The following is a 20,574-nucleotide window of genomic DNA, read 5'->3' on the forward strand; positions in this document are numbered from 1 at the left end:
GGGCAAAACCCAAGGACGCGGGCTACTTGTTGCGGAAGAACGCCACCGTGCGCTCGACGCCCTCCTCGATGGAGACCTGCGGCTCCCACCCCAGGACCTCCTTGGCGCGGTCGAAGGTGAGCGCAGAGCGCGGCACGTCGCCGAGGCGGGCGGGCGCGTCCTCGGGGTTGTCCGCGGCGCCGGCGTACTTGGCCACGAGGCTGTGCAGCTGGCGGTCGGAGGTCTCCACCGAGGTGCCGATGTTGAAGCGCATGCCGTTGCCCTTCTCCCCCGAGGCGAGGCAGAAGGCGCGCACGACGTCGCCGACGAAGACGTAGTCGCGGGTGTTTTGCCCGCCGCCGAAGACCTTGGTGGGCTTGCCCGCGAGCAGGTGCTCGGAGAAGATCGCCACCACGCCGGCCTCGCCGTGGGGGTTCTGGCGCGGGCCGTAGACGTTGGCCGGCGCGATAAAGCTGCACTCGAGCCCGTAGAGGTGGCGGAAGGTGTTGAGGTAGATCTCGCCCGCGACCTTGGAGGCCGCGTACGGCGAGTGCGGGTCCACCGGGATCGCCTCGGAGACCGGGTATTCCTCGGGCACGCCGTAGATGGAGCCGCCGGAGGAGGTGTGCACGATCTTGCGCACGCCCGACCTGCGGGCCGCCTCCGCCAGCCGGATGGTGGCGAGGATGTTGACGGTCGCGTCGTGGACCGGGTCGGCCACGGACTTGCGGACGTCGATCTGCGCCGCGAGGTGGAAGATGACCTCCGGCTTCGCGGCGGCGACGATCTCCTCGAGGTCGGCGGTGGTGATGTCCGCCTCGACGAGCGTGGCCTTGCCGGAGGCGAGCGCCTGGGCGAGGTTGTCGGTGGAGCCGCTGCTGAGGTCGTCGACGACGGTGACCGTGTGGCCTTCCTCGATGAGGAGGTCGACGAGGTTGGAGCCGATGAAACCGGCGCCACCGGTAACCAGTGCGTGCACGGGAAGTCCTTTGCTGATTGGGGTCAGGGAATTCGCCGCCGCTTTGGGCGCCGAAGGTAAAATCCCGTTCATCATACAGCGTCCCCCACGACACGATAGCCCCAGGTTGGGGGCACCGCGCCGCGGGGGACGCAAAAAACGGGGTGGTCCCGGGGCGCCCTTTCTGGCCGCGGCGGGACCTGACACCGGGTCGTTCTAGGCGATCTTCGTGACCTCGAACTCCATCGCCGGGTGGGCGTAGGCCTCCTGGGACTCGATGAGCAGCAGCTCGCGGGAGTCGGCCTTGAAGGTGTTCTCGATGAGGGCATAGACGCTGGAGGCGGTGCGGGCCAGCGCGCCCGCGGCGTCGTGATCGCGGATGTAGTGGCCAGTGAACAGCGAGGCGGTGACGTCGCCGGAGCCGTTGCGCTTGAAGTCGAGGAACGGGGTCTGCACGATCCAGGCGCCGGCGTCGTTGACGGCGATCATCTCGATGGTGTTCTCCGGGCGGTCCTCGCGGGCGACGGAGGTGACCAGGATGGTCTCCGGGCCGAGCTTGCGTGCGGCCTCGGCGGCCTTGAGGGTGGAGTCGATGTCCTGGCACTCGACGCCGGTGAGGTAGCCCAGCTCGAACTGGTTCGGGGTGATGATGTCAGCCACCGGGACGACGCGGTCGCGCAGCAGCGGCGGGATGAGGTCGGAGACGAAGCAGCCGGACTTCGCGTTGCCCATGACCGGGTCGCAGGCGTACAGCGCGTTCGGGTTGGCCTCCTTGATCTTGGCCACGGTCTCGATGATGACGTCGGCGATGTCGGAGCCACCCTGGTAGCCGGAGAGGATGGCGTCGATCTTCGGGAACGCGCCGCGCTTCTCCACGCCCGCGATGACGTCGCGGACCTGGTCGGCGGAGATGAGGTCGCCGCCCCACTCGCCGTAGCCGGTGTGGTTGGAGAAGTTGACGGTGTGGACCGGCCAGACCTCGTGGCCGATGCGCTGGAGCGGGAAGACGGCCGCCGAGTTGCCCACGTGGCCGTAGGTGACGTGGGACTGGATTGACAGAATGTTCATGTACTCCATTGTGCGGCATGCATTCCGCGCGGTGGGCATTCGGCCCCGCTAGTCCACCACAATCGCGGGCCTAGGCCCGCGGCGTTACTTCGCCGCGAGCACCCGCACCACGACGCTGCCCACGCGGATGCGCCCGCGCCGGTCGCGCCCGCCCTCGGCGCGCAGCCGCAGCCCGCCGATCTCCACCTCGGTGCCCGGCAGCGGCACGCGGCCCTTTTCGTAGGCGATGAGCCCGCCGACGGTGTCCACCTGGTCGGTGACCTCCTCGTCGAACTCGATGTCGATGCCGTGGTCGTCGTGGATGCGCTCGGCGAGATCCTCCAGCGACAGGCGGGAGACGACGCGGTAGGTGGCCGGGTCGTCGTCGAAGCGCTCGATGGGGGCGACCTCGCGGTCGTCGTACTCGTCGGCGATCTCGCCCACGATCTCCTCGAGAATGTCCTCGATGGAGATCAGCCCCGCGATGCCGCCGTACTCATCGACGAGCATGGCGATGTGGTTGCGATCGCGCTGCATCTCGTGCAGCAGCGCGTCTAGGTTCTTCGAGTCCGGGACGAAGGTGGCCGGGCGCATCACCTCGTCGACGGTGACCGACCGGCCGCCGTCGGTGGCGTAGTAGGTGCGCTGGACCAGGTCCTTCAGGTAGATGATGCCGAGGATATCGTCGACGGTCTCGCCGATGACGGGAATGCGCGAGTGCCCGGAGCGCACGCACAGGCTGGTCGCCTGGCCCGCGGTCTTGCCGGACTCGATCCACACCATCTCCGGGCGCGGCACCATGACCGAGCGCGCGGTGGTGGACGCGAGGTCGAACACCGACTGGATCATGCGGCGCTCCTCGACCTCCACCACGCCGTGCTCCTGGGCGATGTCGACCATCTCGCGCAGCTCCACCTCGGTGGAGTATGGCCCGTCAGCAAAGCCCGGGCCGGGGGCGATGATGTTGCCGATGCGGATGAGCAGCCGCGCGATCGGCCCCAGCACCTTGGCGAAGCTCGACAGCAGGAACGCCGAACTCAGCGAGATCGAATACGGGTTCTTGCGCCCCACCGTCCGGGAGAACACGCCGATGACGGTGTAGGTAATGAGCGCCACGCCGAAGATGGCGGCCGCGAGCGCGAGAGCGTGGTCGTCGATAAGCGCATAGGACAGCACGCCGGCGTAGACCGCGGCGGTGACGTCCAGCAGCGTGCGCACCAGAACCAGCAGGTTGATGTGCTCGGCGCGGCGGTCGAGCACGCGCAGCAGCGTCTTGGCCGCGGGCTTCTCGTCTTCCTTGACCATGTTCTCCACCCGCGCGCGGGAGATCGAGGCGACGGCGGCCTCGACCGTGCCGAACAGGCCAGACAGTAAGAGCGCGGCGACGATGATGAGGCCGGCTGAGAGCGGACTCACTTAGGCGTCACCGGTGCTTTCTTCGCTTTCCGACGCCGAAGGCTCCGGCCCCTCGGCGATGGCGGGGATCCCGCCGCCGGGGACGAGCTTGTCCAGCTCGGCGCGGTCGGCGGCCGAGGGGAAGGCACCCGGCCCGGTGGGCTTGGGCTGGTAGGCCACCCCGCGCTCCTCGCAGTCGGCGTACCAGTCGCGCAGCAGCTCGTTCTGGAGGGCGAACATCTCCTGCTCGTCGGCGGGCTCGATGTGGTCGTAGCCAAGTAAGTGCAGGCAGCCGTGGGTGGTCAGCAGGCAGAGCTCGTGGCCGAGGTCGTGCCCGGCCTTCTCCGCCTGCTTGGCCGCGAACTCCGGGCACAGGATGATGTCACCCAGGATGGAGGGGCCGTACGGGCTGGCGTCGGGGCGGCCCATGCCCGGGGTGAGCTCGTCCATGGGGAAGCTCATGACGTCGGTGGGGCCCTCCAGGTCCATCCAGCGCACGTGCAGGTCGCTCATGGTGTCGAGGTCGACGATGGAGATGGTCACCTCCGCGTCGGGGTTGATGTCCATCTCGCCCAGCACGAAGCTGGCGACGTCGATGAGTTCTTCCTCGTTCACACCCGCGTAGCCCGACTCGTTGACCACTTCAATGCTCATTGTGCTTCCCTCGCCCGTTGCTGCCTATGACCTGACTAAGCCTAGTTGGACTGCTTCAAGTTGTAGTACATCGCGCGCTGCTCGCGGCGCTTTTCTTCCTGCTCCTCGTACTCGTCGTAGGCCTCGACGATGCGTCCGACGAGCTGGTGGCGCACGACGTCGGCGGAGGTGAGCTCGCAGAAAGCCACGTCTTCAACCCCGCGCAGGATGTGGCGCACGAGGCGCAGGCCCGACTTCTGCCCGCCGGGCAGGTCCACCTGGGTGATGTCGCCGGTGACCACCATCTTCGAGCCGAAGCCCAGGCGGGTGAGGAACATCTTCATCTGCGCGGGCGTAGTGTTCTGCGCCTCGTCGAGGATGACGAAGGCGTCGTTAAGCGTGCGGCCGCGCATGTAGGCCAGCGGCGCCACCTCGACGATGCCCGCCTCCATGAGCTTCGGGATGATCTCCGGGTCCACCATGTCGCGCAGCGCGTCGTGCAGCGGGCGCAGGTAGGGGTCGATCTTGTCGTTGAGGGTGCCGGGCAAGAATCCCAGCTTCTCGCCAGCCTCCACGGCCGGGCGGGTCAGGATGATGCGGCTGACCTGCTTGGATTGCAGCGCCTGGACGGCCTTGGCCATGGCCAGGTAGGTCTTGCCGGAGCCCGCCGGGCCCAGCCCGAAGGTGACGGTGTTCTCGTCGATGGCGTCGACGTATTCCTTCTGGCCGTAGGTCTTCGGGCGGACGGACTTGCCCTTGCGGCGGATGATGTCGCTGCCGAGCGCCTGCGCCACGCTCATCGGGGCCTCCACGGTGACGATGCCGACCGCGTGCTTGACGGAGTCCGGGCTAATCACGTGCCCGCGGCGGGCAATCGACTGCAGCTCCTTGAGCACCTTCACCGCGCGGGCGACCTCGTGGTCGGCTCCGGTGAGGGTCACCTGCGTTCCGCGGACGAAGATCTCGCAGTCGAGCTGGTTTTCTAGCACCTTGAGGTTTTCGTCGTTGACGCCGAGGACGGTCTGCGAGTGCGCGGGGTCCAGTTCCACGACGCGGGTAATGGTGGTGGGGCTAGCCACTGGTTGTCATCACTGCTTTCGCTGATTGTGTCAGTTGTGGGCATTCGGCTCGGGCTTGCCCGCGCATCGCGCGCGAAGCGTCGACAAGCAAGAGCCAGTACTAGAAGTATCTTACAGTTCGCCGGCTCCCGCAGAACCTACCAGCGATCCGTGCGGACGCCAATGGCCGCGAGCGCCACGATGCCCGCGCTCGCCGTGCGCAGGACCTCCGGGCCGAGCTTCACGGCGGTGGCCCCGGCGCGGGTGAGCTGCTCGACCTCCTCGGGGCTGACGCCTCCCTCGGGGCCGATGATGACCGCGATGGAACCGGCGCGATCGAGCGGGACCTGCGCGATTGGTGCGGCCGCCTCCTCGTGGAGGATGAGCACGAGGTCGAACTCCCCCAGCATCGCCGCGACCTGCGCGGTGCGCATCGGCTCGGTGACCTCCGGCAGGCGCGGGCGGCGCGACTGCTTGGCCGCGGCGATGGCCGCCTGGCGCCACTTTTGCACGCCCTTGCCGCGCTTGGCGCCCTGCCACTTGGCCACGCACCGGCTGGCCTCCCAGGGCACGATGCGGTCGGCGCCGCCCTGGGTGAGCAGGTCGACGGCGAGCTCGCTGCGCTCCGACTTCGGCAGCGCCTGGATCACCGTCACCGTGGGCGTGGGCGCGGGCAGCTCCTCGCGCTCCACAATGCGCGCCTCGAGGGTGTCCTTGCCGCGCGTGGCGGTCACCTCGGCGATGGCGCGGCCGCCGCGGCCGTCGACGAGCGCGATCTTCTCCCCCACCGCGATGCGTTTGACGGAGACGGCGTGCCGCCCCTCGGGGCCGGTCAGCGTGAACGCCTGGCCTGCCTCGGGAAGCGCGGCGAAAGTGCCCTCGAGCACCGCGTCGAGGTCAGCGATGAAGACGGGCAGGGACATGCGGGGTACCTCTTTTGCTGTGCTTGTCGACGCCTGTCGGCGTGGTGCCGGACGGCTCCGGCGTGGCACCGGCGTGGCTCCGGCGTGGCACCGGTGCCACGAGTTCAAGGAAGGGATCCGGGCTCTAGCGGCGGAAACGGTTGCGGATGCGGCCGAACAGGCCTTCGCCGTGGGCGTCCTCGCGGCGCACCCCGGTGGTCTCGCCGCCATGCTCGCGCAGCTTCTCCAGCAGGTCCTTCTGCTTGTCGCTGAGTTCGGTGGGGACGGTGACGTCGACGTGGGCATAGAGGTTGCCATTGCCTTCGCCGCGCAGGCGCGGCATACCCTGGCCCGCGACGTTGATCGCGGCGTTGGGCTGGGTGCCCTGCGGGATGGTGACGGTGATCGGCTCGCCGTCGAGGGCATCCACGTCGAAGTCGACGCCGAGGGCCGCGTCGACCATCGGTACGGTGACGCTGAAGTGGAGGTCGTCGCCCTCGCGGGTGAACACCGGGTGGCGGTCGATGGAGACCTCGACGTAGAGGTCGCCCGCGGGGCCGCCGCCGTGGCCGACCTCGCCCTGGCCCGCCATGCGGATGCGCATGCCTTCGGCGATGCCCGCTGGGATGTTGACCGTGAGGTCGCGGCGTGCCGCCACGCGGCCGTCGCCGCCGCACTTGGCGCAGGGATCCGGGATGACCTCGCCGGTGCCGTCGCAGACCGGGCACGGAGCGGTGGTCATGACGTTGCCGAGGAAGGAGCGCTGAACCTGCTGGATGTGGCCGGAGCCGTTGCAGTTGGTGCAGGTGACCGGCTTGGACTTGGTCTTGGAGCCGGTGCCCTCGCAGGCGTCGCACAGGATGGCGGTGTCGATGGTGACGGGCTTCTTCACGCCGAGGTAGGCGTCCTCCAGCGAGATGCGGGTGCGCAGGAGCGCGTCCGAGCCGGGCTGCACGCGCGAGCGCGGGCCCTGGGCCGCACCGCCGCCGCCGAAGAAGGCCTCGAAGATGTCGCCGAATCCGCCGCCGCCGCCGTAGCCGCCCGCGCCGCCGCCCTGGGCCATGGGGTCGCCGCCGGCGTCGACGATGCGGCGCTTCTCTGGGTCGAGCAGCACCTCCTGCGCGATCGAGATCTCGCTGAACTTCTCCGCGGCCTCCTCGGTGTCGTTCACGTCGGGGTGGTACTTGCGGGCGAGCTTGCGGTATGCCTTCTTGATCTCGTTGTCGCTGGCGCCACGGTCGACCCCAAGGATTCCGTAATAGTCACGAGCCACGGTTATCTCTACAGCTTTCTATGCGTTAATTTGTGCAATCGTCGGTGCGCCGCCGCTCCCCCGAGGGCTTCTAGCAGACGGCGTCTATGAGTGCTAAGTCCTTAATGATAACGCCCAAGGCGTCAAAGTTTAAGCCGGGTCGCTACTGGCGAACGCGGGGCGCGGAAGGCACCCACCCGGAGAAGGTGCTACTTCCCGCCGAGCACCCGGCTGACGTACTGTGCAACGGCCAAGACCTTCGACATTGTTCCCGAGTAGTCCATGTACGTCGGCCCCACCACGCCGAGCCCGCCCAGGGTCTCCCCCTGCGAACCGTAGCCGGTGGCCACGACGGAGGTTTGCGCGAGCTGGTCGTCCTCGTTCTCCTCGCCGATGAGCACGCTCACGTGACCCAGGTCCTGGACGTTTGCCAAGAGCTTGAGCACCACCACCTGCTCCTCGAGCGCCTCGAGGATGCTGGGCAGGCCCTGCGGGAAGTCGCGCGCCACGCGGGTGAGGTTGGAGGCGCCCGCCAGGATGAGCCGGTCGTTGGGCTGCTCGACGAGCGTCTCGATGAGCACCGTCGCGCAGCGCAGCACGTGGCTTTGGATCTCCGGCTCCACGAAGATCTCCTTGTGCGTGGGGTCGGCCAGGTCCGCCAGCGAGACCGAGGCGTCGGTGAGCGTCTTGCCGTCGAGCGCGCGGTTGAGCACGTCCTTGAGCTTGGCCACCTGCTCCGGCCCGCAGACCTGGGTGAGCTCCACGTTGCGCTGGTCCACGCGCCCGGAGTCGGTGATGAGCACGAGCAGCAGGCGCACCGGCGAGAGCAGCACCACCTCGCAGTGCTTGACCCGGCTGACCTTCAGGTTCGGCAGCTGCACCACGGCGGCCTGGCGGGTGATCTGCGAGAGCAGCTGCACGCTTCGGCGCAGCACGTCCTCCAGGTCCACCCCGCCCTCGAGGAAGTTGAGGATCGCCGAGCGCTCGGCCTGCGAGAGCGGCTTGACCTCGTTGAGCGAGTCCACGAACAGCCGGTAGGCCTTCTGGGTGGGGATGCGCCCGGAGCTCGCGTGCTGGCTCATGATGTAGCCCTCGGACTCGAGCACCGCCATGTCGTTGCGGATGGTCGCCGAGGAGACGTTGAGCTTGTGCCGCTCGAGCAGCGCCTTGGACCCCACCGGCTCCTGGGAGGAGATGTAGTCGGCCACGATGGCGCGCAGGACCTCCTGCCGCCGCTTCTGCGTCGCTCCCGCCACGGGATCCTCCAATCTCACCTGGTTTGCTTATCTGTTCAGTGTAAGACGCTGGCTTAGGCCTCGTCGAACAGGATGTCGGCAATGATGCCGTCGGCGAGCAGCCGCCCGGAGTCCGTGAGCGCCACCCGGCCGGCCCCGCCGCCGGTGATGGCGAGCATCCCTAGGCCCTCGAAACGGCGGGCCACGTGCTGCTCGCGCTCGTCGAGTTCCGACATCGCCAGGCCCTCGCGCAGGCGCAGGCCCAGCATGACCTTTTCCTCGTGGCGCTCGGCCGCCCCCAGCTCCTCGGTCTCCTTGATCGGGAGCGCGCCTTCGCCCAGGATCTTCGCGTAGGTGGCCGGGTGCTTGACGTTGAAGAAGCGCGTCGTGCCCAGGTGCGAGTGGGCGCCCGGGCCCGCGCCCCACCAGTCGCCGTCGCGCCAGTAGCCCAGGTTGTGGCGGCACTCCCCGCCGATTCGTGCCCAGTTGGACACCTCGTACCAGCCGAAGCCCGCCTCGGTGAGGGCGGCGTCGATCATCCAGTAGCGGTCGGCGTAGACGTCCTCCTGCGGGGCGGGCAGCTCGCCCTTTCGCACCTTTCGCGCCATCCGGGTGCCGTCCTCCACGATGAGCGAGTAGGCGCTCACGTGGTCGACGCCGGTCTCCAGCACCTTCTCCAGCGTGAGGCGCACGTCCTCGTCGCGCTCGGTGGGCGTGCCGTAGATCATGTCCAGGTTGACGTGGTCGAAGCCCGCGGCCAGCGCCTCGCGCGCGGCGTCGAAGGCCCGGCCCGGGGTATGCGCGCGCTCCAAGACCCGCAGCACCGCCGAGGAGGCCGACTGCATGCCGAGCGAGATGCGCGTATACCCCGCCTCGCGCAGGCCTTCGAAGAACTCCGGCGACGTGGACTCGGGGTTGGACTCGGTGGTCACCTCGGCGCCCGCCGCGATTCCGGTGGTGTTCGCGATGGCCTTGAGCACCCGTCCGAGTCCTGCCGCGCCCAGCATGGAGGGGGTTCCTCCCCCGATGAAGATCGTTTCCGCTTGTCGACGGTCCCCGGCCGCCTCCCGGCGCGCGGCGGCGAGCTCGAGTTCCTTTTCGAGCGCGTCGAGGTAGCTCTCGGGCGAGGCCGAGCTCCCCAGCTCGCCGGGGGTGTAGGTGTTGAAGTCGCAGTAGCCGCAGCGCGAGCTGCAGAACGGGACGTGGAGGTACACGCCGAAGGGCGCGGAAGGTGTGTCAGGCATAGGCGTTACAGTGTAGCGCCCCACCGCTTTCGCGGGATAGCGCTAGGAGGCGTCGGCGCCCTTCGCCGCGCGGAGCTTGGCGCGCACGCGCTGAACGACCGCGTCGATGCGGGCGCGCTCGTTGAGGAAGGCCGGCGGGTTGCTGCCGCGCATTGTGCGGCAGAACGCCGGGTGCTCGACTGCCACGGTCTCCAGCCAGGCCTCGGCGGCGGCGGTGACGGCCTCGGCGGTGCGGGCGTAGAGCAGCGGCAGGTTGAGCGAGTCGAGATCGCGGGCGGCGCGCTCGGTCTCGGCGAGCTCCCACTCCACCACGTGGGCGAGGTAGTCGCCGATGAGCTCGGTGCGGGCCTCGAGAGCCTGGGTGAGCTCGCCGACCATGACCGGGGTGCGCTGGATCGGGAAGCGGTCGCGCAGGTTGTCGGTGGTGATAAGAACCGGGCGGGAGAACTCCTTGCGCACCGGGGTCATCGCGGCGACCGTCCCGGAGGCGATGCCGGAGGTGAGCGCTTGGCGCAGTCCGGCGAGCTCGGAGAGCACGGCGCGGGCGTCCCGGCGGGCCTCGGCGACGATCTCCTCGAACTCCGCGAGGCAGTCCTCGACCAGCTCGGCGTCCCAGTCGGCGACGGCCTCGGCGAGGTTTTCGATGTAGGTGGCCACCTCGTCGCCGATGTTGAAGAGCTCCTGGGTGAGCTGGCGGTGGCGCGTCGTGGCGTCGAGTCCGATCATGAGCCCTCCCTTTCACCCTGTGCCTGGCGAAGCCGTCGAAGTTTCACTAATACTGCACATCGTTTTCCGGTCTCAAGGCCACGGGCCTTGGCGTCGACAAGCGAAAAATGCCTGCTTACGGCGACAAAAAGCCGGAAGACGATAAGCCCTGGCCGTGGAGGTCGGGGCGTCATGCGATTCCGATTGGAAACTCTAGATCACTTCGCGGCGCAAATCCGCGCGGCTCGCCGGAAGCGTGAAAAGTGTTGGCTGTAAAACGCGAGCGGCCCCTGTTTCCAGGGGCCGTGGGCGCTAGCGCTTGTAGATCTGCGCGATGGCGTCCGCGTAGCGGCGGGCGACGACGTTGCGCTTGACCTTCATGGTCGGGGTGAGCTCGTCGGCCTCCTCCGTCAGGTCGCGGTCTAGGATGTAGAACTTCTTGATGGCCTCCGCGTGCGAGACGGTGGCGTTGACCGCGTTGACAGCGTCCTGGATCTCCGCGCGCAGCACCGGGTCGGTGGCCATCTCGGACACCGAGCGGGACTCGGGGATGTTGTGGTTGAGCTTCCAGCGCTTGAGCGCGTCCTCGTCGAGGGTGAGCAGCAGGCCGATGAACGGCTTGCCGTCGCCGACGACCATCGCCTGGCTGATCATCGGGTGGGCGCGCAGGGCGTCCTCCATGGGGCCGGGCGAGACGTTCTTGCCGCCGGCGGTGACGATGAGGTCCTTCTTGCGGCCGGTGATGACGAGGTGGCCGGAATCCAGCAGCTCGCCCAGGTCGCCGGTGTTGAACCAGCCGTCCTCGATGGAGTCCTTCGTGGCCTCCTCGTTGTTCCAGTAGCCCTCGAAAACGGTAAGGCCCTTGACGAGGATCTCGCCGTCGTCGTTGATGCGGATGGAGTTGCCGCCGACAGGCCGGCCCACGGTGCCGATCTTCTGTTCCTCGAAGTCGACCGCGCAGGCGGCCGTGGTCTCGGTGAGGCCGTAGCCCTCGTAGATCGGGGTGCCGATGCCGCGGAAGAAGTGCATGAGGTCGTGGCTGATCGCGGAGCCGCCGGAGATGGCGTACTTGACGGAGTCACCCATGGCGGCGCGGATCTTGGAGTAGACCAGCTTGTCGAAGGCTTTGTGCTTGAGCTTGAGCACGCGGCTCGGCCCCTCCACGGTATCCAGCGCGCGGGAGTATTCCTGCGCCACCTTCTCGGCCTGCAGGAAGGCGGCCGCGCGGACCGGGCCGTTCTCGGCGGCGTTGGCGGCCGCGCCGTTGCGGACCTTCTCGAACACGCGCGGGACGCCGAGGATCAGGTTCGGGCGGGCACGCTGGAACTCCATGGAGATGGTGGAGAAGTCCGACCAGTGGGACTGGGTGGCGCCGCCGATGGCCACGGCGAGCGAGACCGCGCGGGCGAGCACGTGCGCCAGCGGCAGGAAGGTGAGCACGCGGGTGCCCGGCACGGCGATGGCACCGATGGGGTTGGTGAGCAGGCCGCGGACCTCGGCGATCCAGTTGGCGTGGGTCAGCCGGCAGCCCTTGGGGCGGCCGGTGGTGCCGGAGGTGTAGACGAGCGAGGCGAGATCGGCGGAGTTGGTGGCCTGGATGCGGGCGTCGACCTCCTCGTTGGTGACGCCGCGGCCCTCGAACTTGAGGGTCTCGATGGCCGAGGAGTTGATCTCGAGGATGCGGCGCAGCTTGGAGGTCGAGTCCTGGAGGGCGGGCGTGCCGTCCTCGCGGAGCACGAGGTGCTTCATGAGGTCGGTGTGGTCGCGGGTCTCGGTGACGGCGAAGACGGCCTCGGAGTCCTCGATGATCCACTCGATCTGGCGCAGGGAGGAGGAGCCGTAGATCGGGACGGACACGCAGCCCGCCGCCCAGATGGCGAAGTCGAGCAGCGACCACTCGTACCGGGTCTCGGACAGGATGGCGATGCGGTCGCCCTGCTTGACGCCCGCGTTGATGAAGCCCTTGGCCACCTCGTAGATCTCGGCCACGAACTCGGCCGCGGTGACGTTGACCCACTCGTAGTTCTTGGGGCGGGTGAACATCACGCCGTACGGGCGCGCCTGAGCGGTGGCCAGAAGCGCATTGAGGCAGGTGTCCTTCTCCCCAACGGTGTAAGCGGCCTCGGAAGTTACTTCCTGCATGATCCGGTTTCTCCAATCCCTTCGCTGGCTAACAAGTTTGCCCCCAAGCTTTCCACAAAAGCGTCCCAAGGGGGAATAAAAATGTTCCTTTTGCAGGCAAAAGCAGGCTTGTCGACGGCCAAGGCTTCCGCCTCGCCGGCAACGGGAACCACTTAGTTTTGCGCCCGTTTTGCACGCCTTCGGGGCGCAAAGTCGGCGCAAAGTCGGTGTGGGAATGATTACCCCGGCGCGGCAAATGCCGTGCTGACGATAAGCCTGGTCCCCCAGGGGGCCGCCAGCTGCGGCTTTTAGCAGGACTTAAGGCCCCTCACATGGCACAATGGAGGTTGTGTCTTATCAAGAAATTCTCCGCGAACTAGCCAGCGCCCACTCCATCGCCACGGGCTACACCGGATACGGCGGGCACTACGTCGAGGCGAGCGACGATACCCTCATCAAGACCCTGCGCGCCTTCGGCGTCGACCTGGGCTCGCAGGAGGCCCCCAGCGAGGAGGACCTAGGCCGCGCGCTGCAGGCCCGCCGAGACCAGCTGTTTACCCGCCCGCTGCCCCCGAGCATCGTGGCCACCGAGGGCGACGCCTACGTGTTCAACGTCCACGTCCACGACGGTGCACCCGCGGAGCTCACCATTCGGCTGGAGGATGGCTCGCTGGCCGAGCCCGAGCAGATCGACAACTGGGAGCCCCCGCGCGAAATCGACGGCGCGACCTGGGGCGAGGCCTCCTTCAGGCTCCCCACCGACCTCCCCACCGGTTGGCACACCCTCACGCTGACCAGCGAGGACCTCACCGCGAGCTCCTTCCTCATCGTCACCCCGCGCAGGCTTTCTACCACCGACAAGGTGCTCGAGCACCCGGTCGCGGGCGTGATGGCCCAGATCTACTCCGTGCGCAGCGAGAAGTCCTGGGGCATGGGCGACTTCCACGACCTAGGCGACCTGGCTGAGGTGCTGGCCGCCGAGGCGGGCGCGGACTTCCTGCTCATCAACCCGATGCACGCCGCCGAGCCCTTCCCGCCGGTCGAGGACTCCCCCTACCTGCCCACCTCGCGGCGCTTTACCAACCCGATCTACATCCGCATCGAGGACATCCCGGAGCTGCTCGAGCTGCCGCAGGAGGTCCAGGAAGAGGTCGAGGAGATCGCCGCGGAGTTCCACGCGCTCAACCACAGCGCCGACATCATCGAGCGCAACCCCATCTACGAGGCGAAGCTGCAGGTCCTGCGCGAGATCTTCAACTCCGGGCGCGACGCCGCCCGCGAGCAGGACTTCCGCGAGTTCGTCTCCGGCGAGGGCCAGGGCCTGGTCGACTTCGCCACCTGGTGCGCCCAGCAGGAGATCGCCGCCAACCGCGAGGACACCGCGCACTCCATCCCCGACGCCGAGGAGGACGTCGCCGAGTTCTACATGTGGCTGCAGTGGATCTGCGACCAGCAGCTCGCCGGCGCCCAGTCGCGCGCGGTGGACGCGGGCATGAGCATCGGCATCATGGCCGACCTCGCCGTCGGCGTGCACCCGGGCGGCGCGGACGCCAACACGCTCACCGACGTGCTCGCCCCCGCGGCCTCCGTCGGCGCCCCGCCGGACAACTACAACCAGCAGGGCCAGGACTGGTCCCAGCCGCCGTGGCACCCCGAGCGGCTCGCCGAGCAGGGCTACATCCCTTGGCGCGACCTGCTGCGCACCGTGCTGCGCCACTCCGGCGGCATCCGCGTCGACCACGTCCTGGGCCTGTTCCGCCTGTACTGGATCCCGCGCATGCAGTCGCCGACCACCGGCACCTACGTCAACTACGACTACAACGCGCTGGTCGGCATCCTCGCGCTCGAGGCCGAGCGCGCCGGCGCCGTGGTCATCGGCGAGGACCTGGGCACCTTCGAGCCCTGGGTCCAGGAGGTCCTCGCCTCCCGCGGCATCATGGGCACCTCGATCCTGTGGTTCGAGCACTCCCCTGGCGGCCCCGGCCCGCGCCGCCAGGAGGAGTACCGCACCGCCGCGCTGAGCTCGGTGACCACCCACGACCTGCCGCCCACGGCCGGATACCTGGAGGGCGAGCACATCACCCTGCGCGACAAGCTGGGGATCCTCACCAACAGCGTGGATGAGGAAAACGCCATGGATCTGCAGTGGCAGGCCGAGGTCTTAAACCGCGTCAAGGAGCAGGGCGGCTTCGAGGGCACCGACTTCCAGATGGACGACTTCGCGGGCCGCGCCCGGCAGGACCGCGGTGCGACCGCCGACCTGCTCGCCGCCATGCACCGGTTCATCGCCCACACCCCCTCGGCGCTGACCTGCACCTCGCTGGTGGACATGGTCGCCGACAAGCGGGCGCAGAACCAGCCGGGCACCGTGCGCTCGCAGTACCCGAACTGGTGCATCCCGCTGTGCGACGATAAGGGTAAGTCCGTGCTCATCGAGGACCTCGCGGGCAACGAGCTCTTCCACCGCATCGCCGACGCCTCGCGGCGCCCGTAGCGCGAGCAAGGCGCTAAGCAGCATAAAAGGCGCGCTGGGAAACCAGCGCGCCTTTGCTATCCCAAGCTCCTCCGAACTTTTCTTAACCCCCAAGCTATTCCTGGTTTGTGCCGGAAACAGCTATCACATCATCGAGACCAGCCAGGCCACGACGACCAGGACGAGGAGCAGGTACAAGGACTGCGTCACCCTCGACTGCGGGTACTTGCGCTTCTGGCGCGGGAGCTTCTGATCCTGCTTGCGCAGCTCTTCTGGGTTTGCCATGGGTCAGCTACTTTTCTCGATCGGCGAATCCTCAGGCTCGTGGCCTGCGGCGGGGTTCTCACGCCCGGGATTCTTTATTGACGTACCCACTTTAGCGCTAAGGGCGTGGAAAACCCGCAATCCCATCGCCCCCGAGACGTCGACGATGCGCAGCCAGGCCAGCGCCAGCACCCCGCACAGGGGGATCACCACGATCATGACGAGCGGGGCCTGCAGCCACAGCGGCGCGGACGTGAGCGACTGACCAATGGCGTCGACAAGCTCGCGCACGGACTGGACAACCCCGTTCATGACCTGCCTCCTTGTTTGCTACATCGCGCCCGCGAGCCCGCGTCGGCGCAGCAGCGCGTGGACGTCCTTCTCGCGGCCGCGCAGGTTCTCGAAGGCCTGATTGTAGTCCGCGGACGCGCCGCGGGACAGCACCAGCTCGCGGAAGCGGCGACCGGCCGCGCGCGCCGCCACCGGCGAGGAGCCAAGCCCCGCGGCCTCCACCTGCCTAAACCAGTCGAAGCCGTCGGCGTCGAGCACCTCCGCCCACAGGTAGGAGTAGTAGCCCGCCGAGTAGCCGCCCGCGAAGACGTGGTTGAAGTACGTCGAGCGGTAGCGCGGCGCTAGGCCTGCCACGTCGATGCCCGCCTCCTCCAAGGCGTGGGCCTCGAAGGCGTCGATGTCGGCCGCGGACAGCGACGCGGCCTCCTTCGGCGACAGCGAATGCCACGCGAGGTCGATGATGGCCGCGGCCAGGTACTCGGTGGTGGCAAACCCCTGCCCGAACTGCTTGGCCACCTCGATGGAGTCGAGCAGCTCCTGCGGGATCGGCTCGCCGGTGTCCACGTGGAAGGCGTAGTTGCGCACCACGGCCGGGTCGAGCGCCCAGTTCTCGTTGATCTGCGAGGGGAACTCCACGTAGTCGCGCGGCACGTTCGTCCCGGAGAAGGTCGGGTAGCAAACGTCCGTCAGCAGCCCGTGCAGCGCGTGGCCGAACTCGTGGAACACGGTGGTCAGCTCGTCGAGGTTCAAAAGCGGCTGGCTGCCGTCGGCGGGCCGGGTCAGCCCCATGACGTTGATGACCACCGGCTTCGTGCCCAGCAGCCGGGACTGCTCCACGAACCCGGACATCCACGCCCCGCCGCGCTTGGAGGGGCGCCCGAAGTAATCGGTGAGAAACAGCCCGATCGGCTCGCCGCTTTCCTCTTTGACCTCGTAGACGTCCACGCCGTCGGCGTATCCCGCCAGGTCGTTTCGCTTCTCGACGGCTACGCCATAGAGCCTCTTGGCCGCGTAGAACACGCCCTTTTCCAGGACCTGATCCAGCGGGAAGTACTTCCGAAGCTCGCCCTCGTCCAGCTGGTAGTCGCGGGCGCGCACCTTCGACTCCCAATACGGCCAGTCGGCGCCGTCGACGTCTTCGCCGGCCGCCTCCACGAGCAGCTTGTGCTCGTTGACGGCGTTCGTCGCCGCCGCGGGGGCTAGGTCGTAGAGGAGCTTTCGGGCGGCCTCCGCGCTGCCCGCGGTCTCCTCGGCGATGACGTAGTCGGCGTGGCTGGCATACCCCAGGAGCTTCGCCTTCTCCGCGCGCAACTGCACCATCTCGACGAGCACCTCGCCGTTGGTCTCGGCACCGCGCTTCAAGCTCGCGGCGTAGAGCTTGGCCCTTGAGGCAGCGTTGTCGAGGCTCGACTGGGCCTGCTGGACGCTCGGCAGCTCGAGCGGGATGACGTAGCCCTCCTTGCCGAGCGCCTTCGCGTCCTCGGCGGCCGACTCGATGCGCGACGGGCTGAACCCTTCGAGCTCGGCCGGGTCGTCGAACTGGACGGCCAGGCGCCTGGTGTCGGCGAGGAGGTTGCGGCCGAAGGCGTCGGAAAGCACGGAAAGCCGCGCGTTGATCTCCCTTACCCGCGCCATCTCCTCCTCGCTCAGCTCGGCGCCGCGGCGGGCGAAGGTGCGCAGCAGGTGGTCGTGGAGGCGCCGCGACTCGGGGTCCTCGGGCGGGGTCGCGTCCTTGATGCGCTGGTAGAGCTCCTTGTTGAGGTAGAGCGAGTCGGCGTGGGCCGCGAGCTTCGGGGCGACCTCGGCTGCGATCTCGTCCATCTCGGGGCTGGAGTCGGTGCCGTGGAGGTTGAAGAAGACCGCCGCCACCCGCTCGAGGTCGCGCCCCGAGCGCTCCCACGCCTCGACGGTGTTCTCCCACGTCGCGGGCTCGGGGTTGGCGCAGATCGCGTCGATCTCCTCGCGCTGGAGCCGCATGCCGCGCTCGAAGGCGGGCAGGTAATGCTCGGTGCGGATCGCTGCGAAGTCGGGCAGCTCGAAAGGCAGGGACGAGGGGCTAAACAATGGATTGTCGGTCATGGAAGCCCATGATAACCACCTCCGCGATCTCACCCGCCGCCTCCCGGGCGGTTGATAGGCTGTAACCCATGACTTCGCCCGGCACTTCCTCGCACGTTTTGAACCCCGGCGGCACCTTACAAGGCTCGCTCGTTGCCGCCCAGCAGCCGGACGAGGAGGACGCGGCTCGGTTTAGCGAGTACCAGCCGGACTACCCGGCCCGCGTGGTGTTCCCGGCGATCACCTACGCCCGAGTCGAGGACCCCTTCGGCGAGGCCACGCGGTGCGAGCGCCCCACCGCGATCGTCGACGCGAGCTACTCCGCGCCTCCCAGCAACGCCCTGCAGCTCTCGGTGACGATGCCCGCCGACGCCCAGCTCGGCGACGACCTGCCGGTGGTGGTGTTCGTCCACGGCGGTGGCTTCGACTCCGGCACCCGCGACGAGCCGTGGTTCGACGGCGCCGGGTTCGCCGCCGACGAAATCATCACGGTGAGCGTCAGCTACCGCCTGGGGCTATCGGGCTTCCTCCCCTTCCACGATGACCTGCCCAACCACTACCGGGGCATCGACGACTGCAACACCGCGCTCGACTGGGTGCAGAAAAACATCGAGGACTTCGGCGGCGACCCGACCAACGTCACGCTCATGGGGCAGTCCGCGGGCGGCGGCATCGTCTTGTGGCTGGCCCGCCGCGACCACTTCCGCGGCACCTTCCGCCGCGCCTGGGCGATGTCGCCCGGCCTGCCGCGGGTGCCGTTTGCCAAGCGCAAGTGGCTGCTGCGCGCCATCATCAACGGCCCGCTCACCCGCGCCAAGCTGCGCAGCCTCGGCGAGCGCAAGCTCTCGGAGGCGTACCAGAAGTTCGACAAGCGCACCGCCACCGACCTATCCGTCGGCCCCGCCCCCTTCGACCCCGCTGAGCTCGCCGACATCCCGCTGGTGGTGACCGTGACCGGGCAGGAGTTCCACAACCACGGCTCCGCGGTCAAGCTCGACGAGGCCGCCTGGTCCAGGGTCATCCGCGCGCCGTTCGCCCGGCACATGGGCGGGCGCGGCTACAAGACCGGCTCCCGCAGGTTCTTCGGGCAGCTGCTCACCGACGCGCTGTTCACCAAGAACGTCGCGCTCACTGCCGAGTCGGTTCCCAACACGTGGGTGCTGCGCTACCAAGGCAACGACGCCCACCCCGCCTACCACTGCTGCGACATCCCGTGGGTGTTCGGCTCCTATCCGCTCATCGCCTACACCCACTGGGACCTGCTCTTCGACCCGCCGCAAGCGCTGCTTAATGAATGCCACCAGCGCGCCGTCGACTTCGCCCGCGGCGAGGAGCCCGCGTGGCCCCGCTACGGCGAGGGCCGACTCGTGCTCGACGTCCCCATCGACGGCGAGCCCGCCCGCGTGGTCGCCGATCCCTTCGCCGAGGTCAGGCGCTCCTTCCGCGTCACCGGGGGCGCGCGGCGATGAAGAACCCGTATTCCCCCGCGGAGTTCCCCGCCCTCATCGCCCAGGTCATGGGCGGGCGCGTCCCGGCCAACATCGAGGCACACGGCCTGCCCACCGGCGCCGCCTCCAGCATCGTTCCCATCTCGGGCGAGCAGACGAACTTCTCCTTCATCGTCGACGACGAAACCATCTGGAAGTTCTACGCCGACCTCCCCGACGGCGAGGGCCAGGAGGTCCGCATCGGCCACGCGCTGCGCGCCTTCGTCCCGCCGTTTGTCGGCCACCTGTCGCTCGGCGGCCGCACCCTGTGCGTGGTCACCCGCTTCCTTCCCGGCGCGAAAGACCTCTGGGAGCTGCGCGGCGCCCCGCTGCTTTCCTCGCTGACCCCGGCGCTCGGTTCCAGCCTCGGCTCCATTCACGCCCAGCTTGTCGACGCCTTCGGCTCCCACGCCGCCACCGGCGCGGACCTCCGCGCCCGCCTGAACGAGCGACTGCGCGGCCTCCGGGCGCGCACGAACCTCCTCGAGCCCTTCGCCGCCGACGCCCAGGCGGCCTACGAGGCGGTGGGCAGCCTCGGGACGATCGCGACCCAGGCCATCCACGGCGACCTGCACCTAGGCCAGATCCTTCTTTCCGGTGACGACCTCTACTACCTCGACTTTGAGGGCGAGCCGGGCGCCACCGACAGCCCCGTCGACTCGCCGCTGCGCGACGTCGCGGGCCTCATCCGCAGCTTCCACTACGCAGGCCTCGACTTCGACCTTTCGGCCTTTTGCCCCGCCTACGAGGAAGCCTCCGGCATGCCCTTGGACGCGGACCTCCTGCGCGCCTACCTCATCGACCGCTTCTGCTACGAGGTCGGCTACGAGCTCGATCACCGCCCCGAGTGGGTCAACGTCCCGCTCGACAGCGCGAGGTTCGTCTTCTAGGCGAGCAGCGCGCGCCGCAGTTCCGCGTGGCCAAGCTGCTCGACCATCCACGGGCTAAACGCGAATGGGGCCGCATCGACCGCGGCGAAGAGTTTCTCCGGCGTGGTCCACGCGAAGGAGTCCACCTCCTCCGCCTCCGGGCTAAGCCCGCCCGTCCCCTCAAGCCTCGCGACGAACACCGGGCAGATCTCCCACTCGACGATCCCCCGCGAGTCGACCGCCCGGTAACGGAACTGGGGCAGCACCTCGGTGAGCTCCCCCAAGCGCTCGGCCTCCACGCCGATCTCGTGCGGCACCCGCCTGCGCGCCGCCTCCGCCGCGGTCTCCCCCGGTGCCAAGTGCCCGCACGCGGAGTTGGTCCACACGCCCGGCCAGGTCTTCTTCCCCAGCGCACGCCTGGTGATGAGCACCCGCCCTGCCCCGTCCACCACGTAGCACGAGAATGCGAGGTGAAGCGGGGTGTCCGTGGTGTGCACCTCGGACTTCAGTGCGGTCCCCGTGGGGGTCCCGTCCTCATCCACGAGGACGACGAGCTCTGGTTGGGTCATGGATCCTAGACTATCGCATGCCCTCCGGCCGCCC

General features: G+C 68.4%; 18 protein-coding genes. 3 read left to right on the forward strand and 15 right to left on the reverse strand.

Features of this window, described 5'->3' with window-relative positions:
• Positions 1 to 22: 22 nt before the first annotated feature.
• The 11 genes from B843_RS09625 to B843_RS09675 form a co-directional block, all read right to left on the reverse strand.
• Complete coding sequence (locus tag B843_RS09625) at positions 23 to 958, reverse strand: NAD-dependent epimerase/dehydratase family protein (protein WP_025253300.1); 936 nt, start codon at positions 956 to 958, stop codon at positions 23 to 25.
• Positions 959 to 1,153: 195 nt separating this feature from the next.
• Positions 1,154 to 2,005 (reverse strand): pyridoxal kinase PdxY, encoded by an 852-nt coding sequence (gene pdxY / locus B843_RS09630; RefSeq protein ID WP_025253301.1) that lies wholly within the window; start codon positions 2,003 to 2,005, stop codon positions 1,154 to 1,156.
• 84 nt (positions 2,006 to 2,089) lie between these two features.
• A complete protein-coding gene (locus tag B843_RS09635; RefSeq protein ID WP_025253302.1) occupies positions 2,090 to 3,400 on the reverse strand; it encodes a hemolysin family protein in 1,311 nt (436 codons plus the stop codon).
• The gene (gene ybeY / locus B843_RS09640) at positions 3,401 to 4,033 is read right to left on the reverse strand and encodes an rRNA maturation RNase YbeY (protein ID WP_025253303.1); all 633 of its coding nucleotides are present in this window, start codon (positions 4,031 to 4,033) and stop codon (positions 3,401 to 3,403) included.
• 41 nt (positions 4,034 to 4,074) lie between these two features.
• Positions 4,075 to 5,091, reverse strand: a complete 1,017-nt coding sequence (locus tag B843_RS09645; protein WP_025253304.1) for a PhoH family protein — start codon at positions 5,089 to 5,091, stop codon at positions 4,075 to 4,077.
• Between the two features lie 137 nt (positions 5,092 to 5,228).
• Entirely contained in the window at positions 5,229 to 5,993 is a 765-nt protein-coding gene (locus B843_RS09650; RefSeq protein ID WP_025253305.1) for a 16S rRNA (uracil(1498)-N(3))-methyltransferase, read from the reverse strand.
• Between the two features lie 124 nt (positions 5,994 to 6,117).
• Positions 6,118 to 7,245 carry a molecular chaperone DnaJ gene (gene dnaJ, locus B843_RS09655; protein ID WP_025253306.1) on the reverse strand — a complete coding sequence of 376 codons (1,128 nt, stop codon included), beginning with the start codon at positions 7,243 to 7,245 and terminating at the stop codon, positions 6,118 to 6,120.
• A 188-nt stretch (positions 7,246 to 7,433) separates the two neighbouring features.
• Positions 7,434 to 8,480 (reverse strand): heat-inducible transcriptional repressor HrcA, encoded by a 1,047-nt coding sequence (gene hrcA, locus B843_RS09660; RefSeq protein WP_025253307.1) that lies wholly within the window; start codon positions 8,478 to 8,480, stop codon positions 7,434 to 7,436.
• A 53-nt stretch (positions 8,481 to 8,533) separates the two neighbouring features.
• Positions 8,534 to 9,703 (reverse strand): radical SAM family heme chaperone HemW, encoded by a 1,170-nt coding sequence (gene hemW / locus B843_RS09665; protein ID WP_038595445.1) that lies wholly within the window; start codon positions 9,701 to 9,703, stop codon positions 8,534 to 8,536.
• A gap of 42 nt (positions 9,704 to 9,745) precedes the next feature.
• The gene (locus B843_RS09670) at positions 9,746 to 10,429 is read right to left on the reverse strand and encodes a hypothetical protein (RefSeq protein WP_025253309.1); all 684 of its coding nucleotides are present in this window, start codon (positions 10,427 to 10,429) and stop codon (positions 9,746 to 9,748) included.
• A 291-nt stretch (positions 10,430 to 10,720) separates the two neighbouring features.
• Positions 10,721 to 12,550, reverse strand: a complete 1,830-nt coding sequence (locus tag B843_RS09675; RefSeq protein WP_038595448.1) for an AMP-dependent synthetase/ligase — start codon at positions 12,548 to 12,550, stop codon at positions 10,721 to 10,723.
• Between the two features lie 328 nt (positions 12,551 to 12,878).
• On the opposite strand from B843_RS09675, the gene malQ reads away from it, so the two are divergent.
• A complete protein-coding gene (malQ, locus tag B843_RS09680; RefSeq protein ID WP_025253311.1) occupies positions 12,879 to 15,023 on the forward strand; it encodes a 4-alpha-glucanotransferase in 2,145 nt (714 codons plus the stop codon).
• A gap of 123 nt (positions 15,024 to 15,146) precedes the next feature.
• Here malQ and B843_RS13840 read toward each other — a convergent pair whose 3' ends face one another.
• Genes B843_RS13840 through B843_RS09695 form a run of 3 tightly spaced genes read right to left on the reverse strand, consistent with a single transcriptional unit; the run spans position 15,147 to position 17,636 of the window.
• Complete coding sequence (locus B843_RS13840) at positions 15,147 to 15,287, reverse strand: hypothetical protein (protein WP_025253312.1); 141 nt, start codon at positions 15,285 to 15,287, stop codon at positions 15,147 to 15,149.
• Between the two features lie 3 nt (positions 15,288 to 15,290).
• Positions 15,291 to 15,578 (reverse strand): hypothetical protein, encoded by a 288-nt coding sequence (locus tag B843_RS13285; RefSeq protein ID WP_025253313.1) that lies wholly within the window; start codon positions 15,576 to 15,578, stop codon positions 15,291 to 15,293.
• Between the two features lie 18 nt (positions 15,579 to 15,596).
• Complete coding sequence (locus B843_RS09695) at positions 15,597 to 17,636, reverse strand: M3 family metallopeptidase (protein WP_025253314.1); 2,040 nt, start codon at positions 17,634 to 17,636, stop codon at positions 15,597 to 15,599.
• Between the two features lie 68 nt (positions 17,637 to 17,704).
• Here B843_RS09695 and B843_RS09700 point away from each other — a divergent pair, with 68 nt between their 5' ends.
• Entirely contained in the window at positions 17,705 to 19,084 is a 1,380-nt protein-coding gene (locus tag B843_RS09700; RefSeq protein WP_081751555.1) for a carboxylesterase family protein, read from the forward strand.
• Positions 19,081 to 19,992, forward strand: coding sequence for a phosphotransferase (locus B843_RS13290; protein WP_025253316.1), 912 nt, complete (start codon positions 19,081 to 19,083; stop codon positions 19,990 to 19,992). Before B843_RS09700 ends, B843_RS13290 begins: the two co-directional genes overlap by 4 nt.
• Here the strand turns inward: B843_RS13290 and idi are convergent.
• On the reverse strand, positions 19,989 to 20,540 hold the full coding sequence (gene idi / locus B843_RS09710; RefSeq protein ID WP_025253317.1) for an isopentenyl-diphosphate Delta-isomerase: 552 nt from the start codon (positions 20,538 to 20,540) through the stop codon (positions 19,989 to 19,991). The two genes, B843_RS13290 and idi, sit on opposite strands and share 4 nt — an antisense overlap.
• Positions 20,541 to 20,574: the final 34 nt, after the last annotated feature.

The organism is Corynebacterium vitaeruminis DSM 20294 (assembly GCF_000550805.1).
In the GTDB taxonomy this organism is placed as follows: domain Bacteria; phylum Actinomycetota; class Actinomycetes; order Mycobacteriales; family Mycobacteriaceae; genus Corynebacterium; species Corynebacterium vitaeruminis.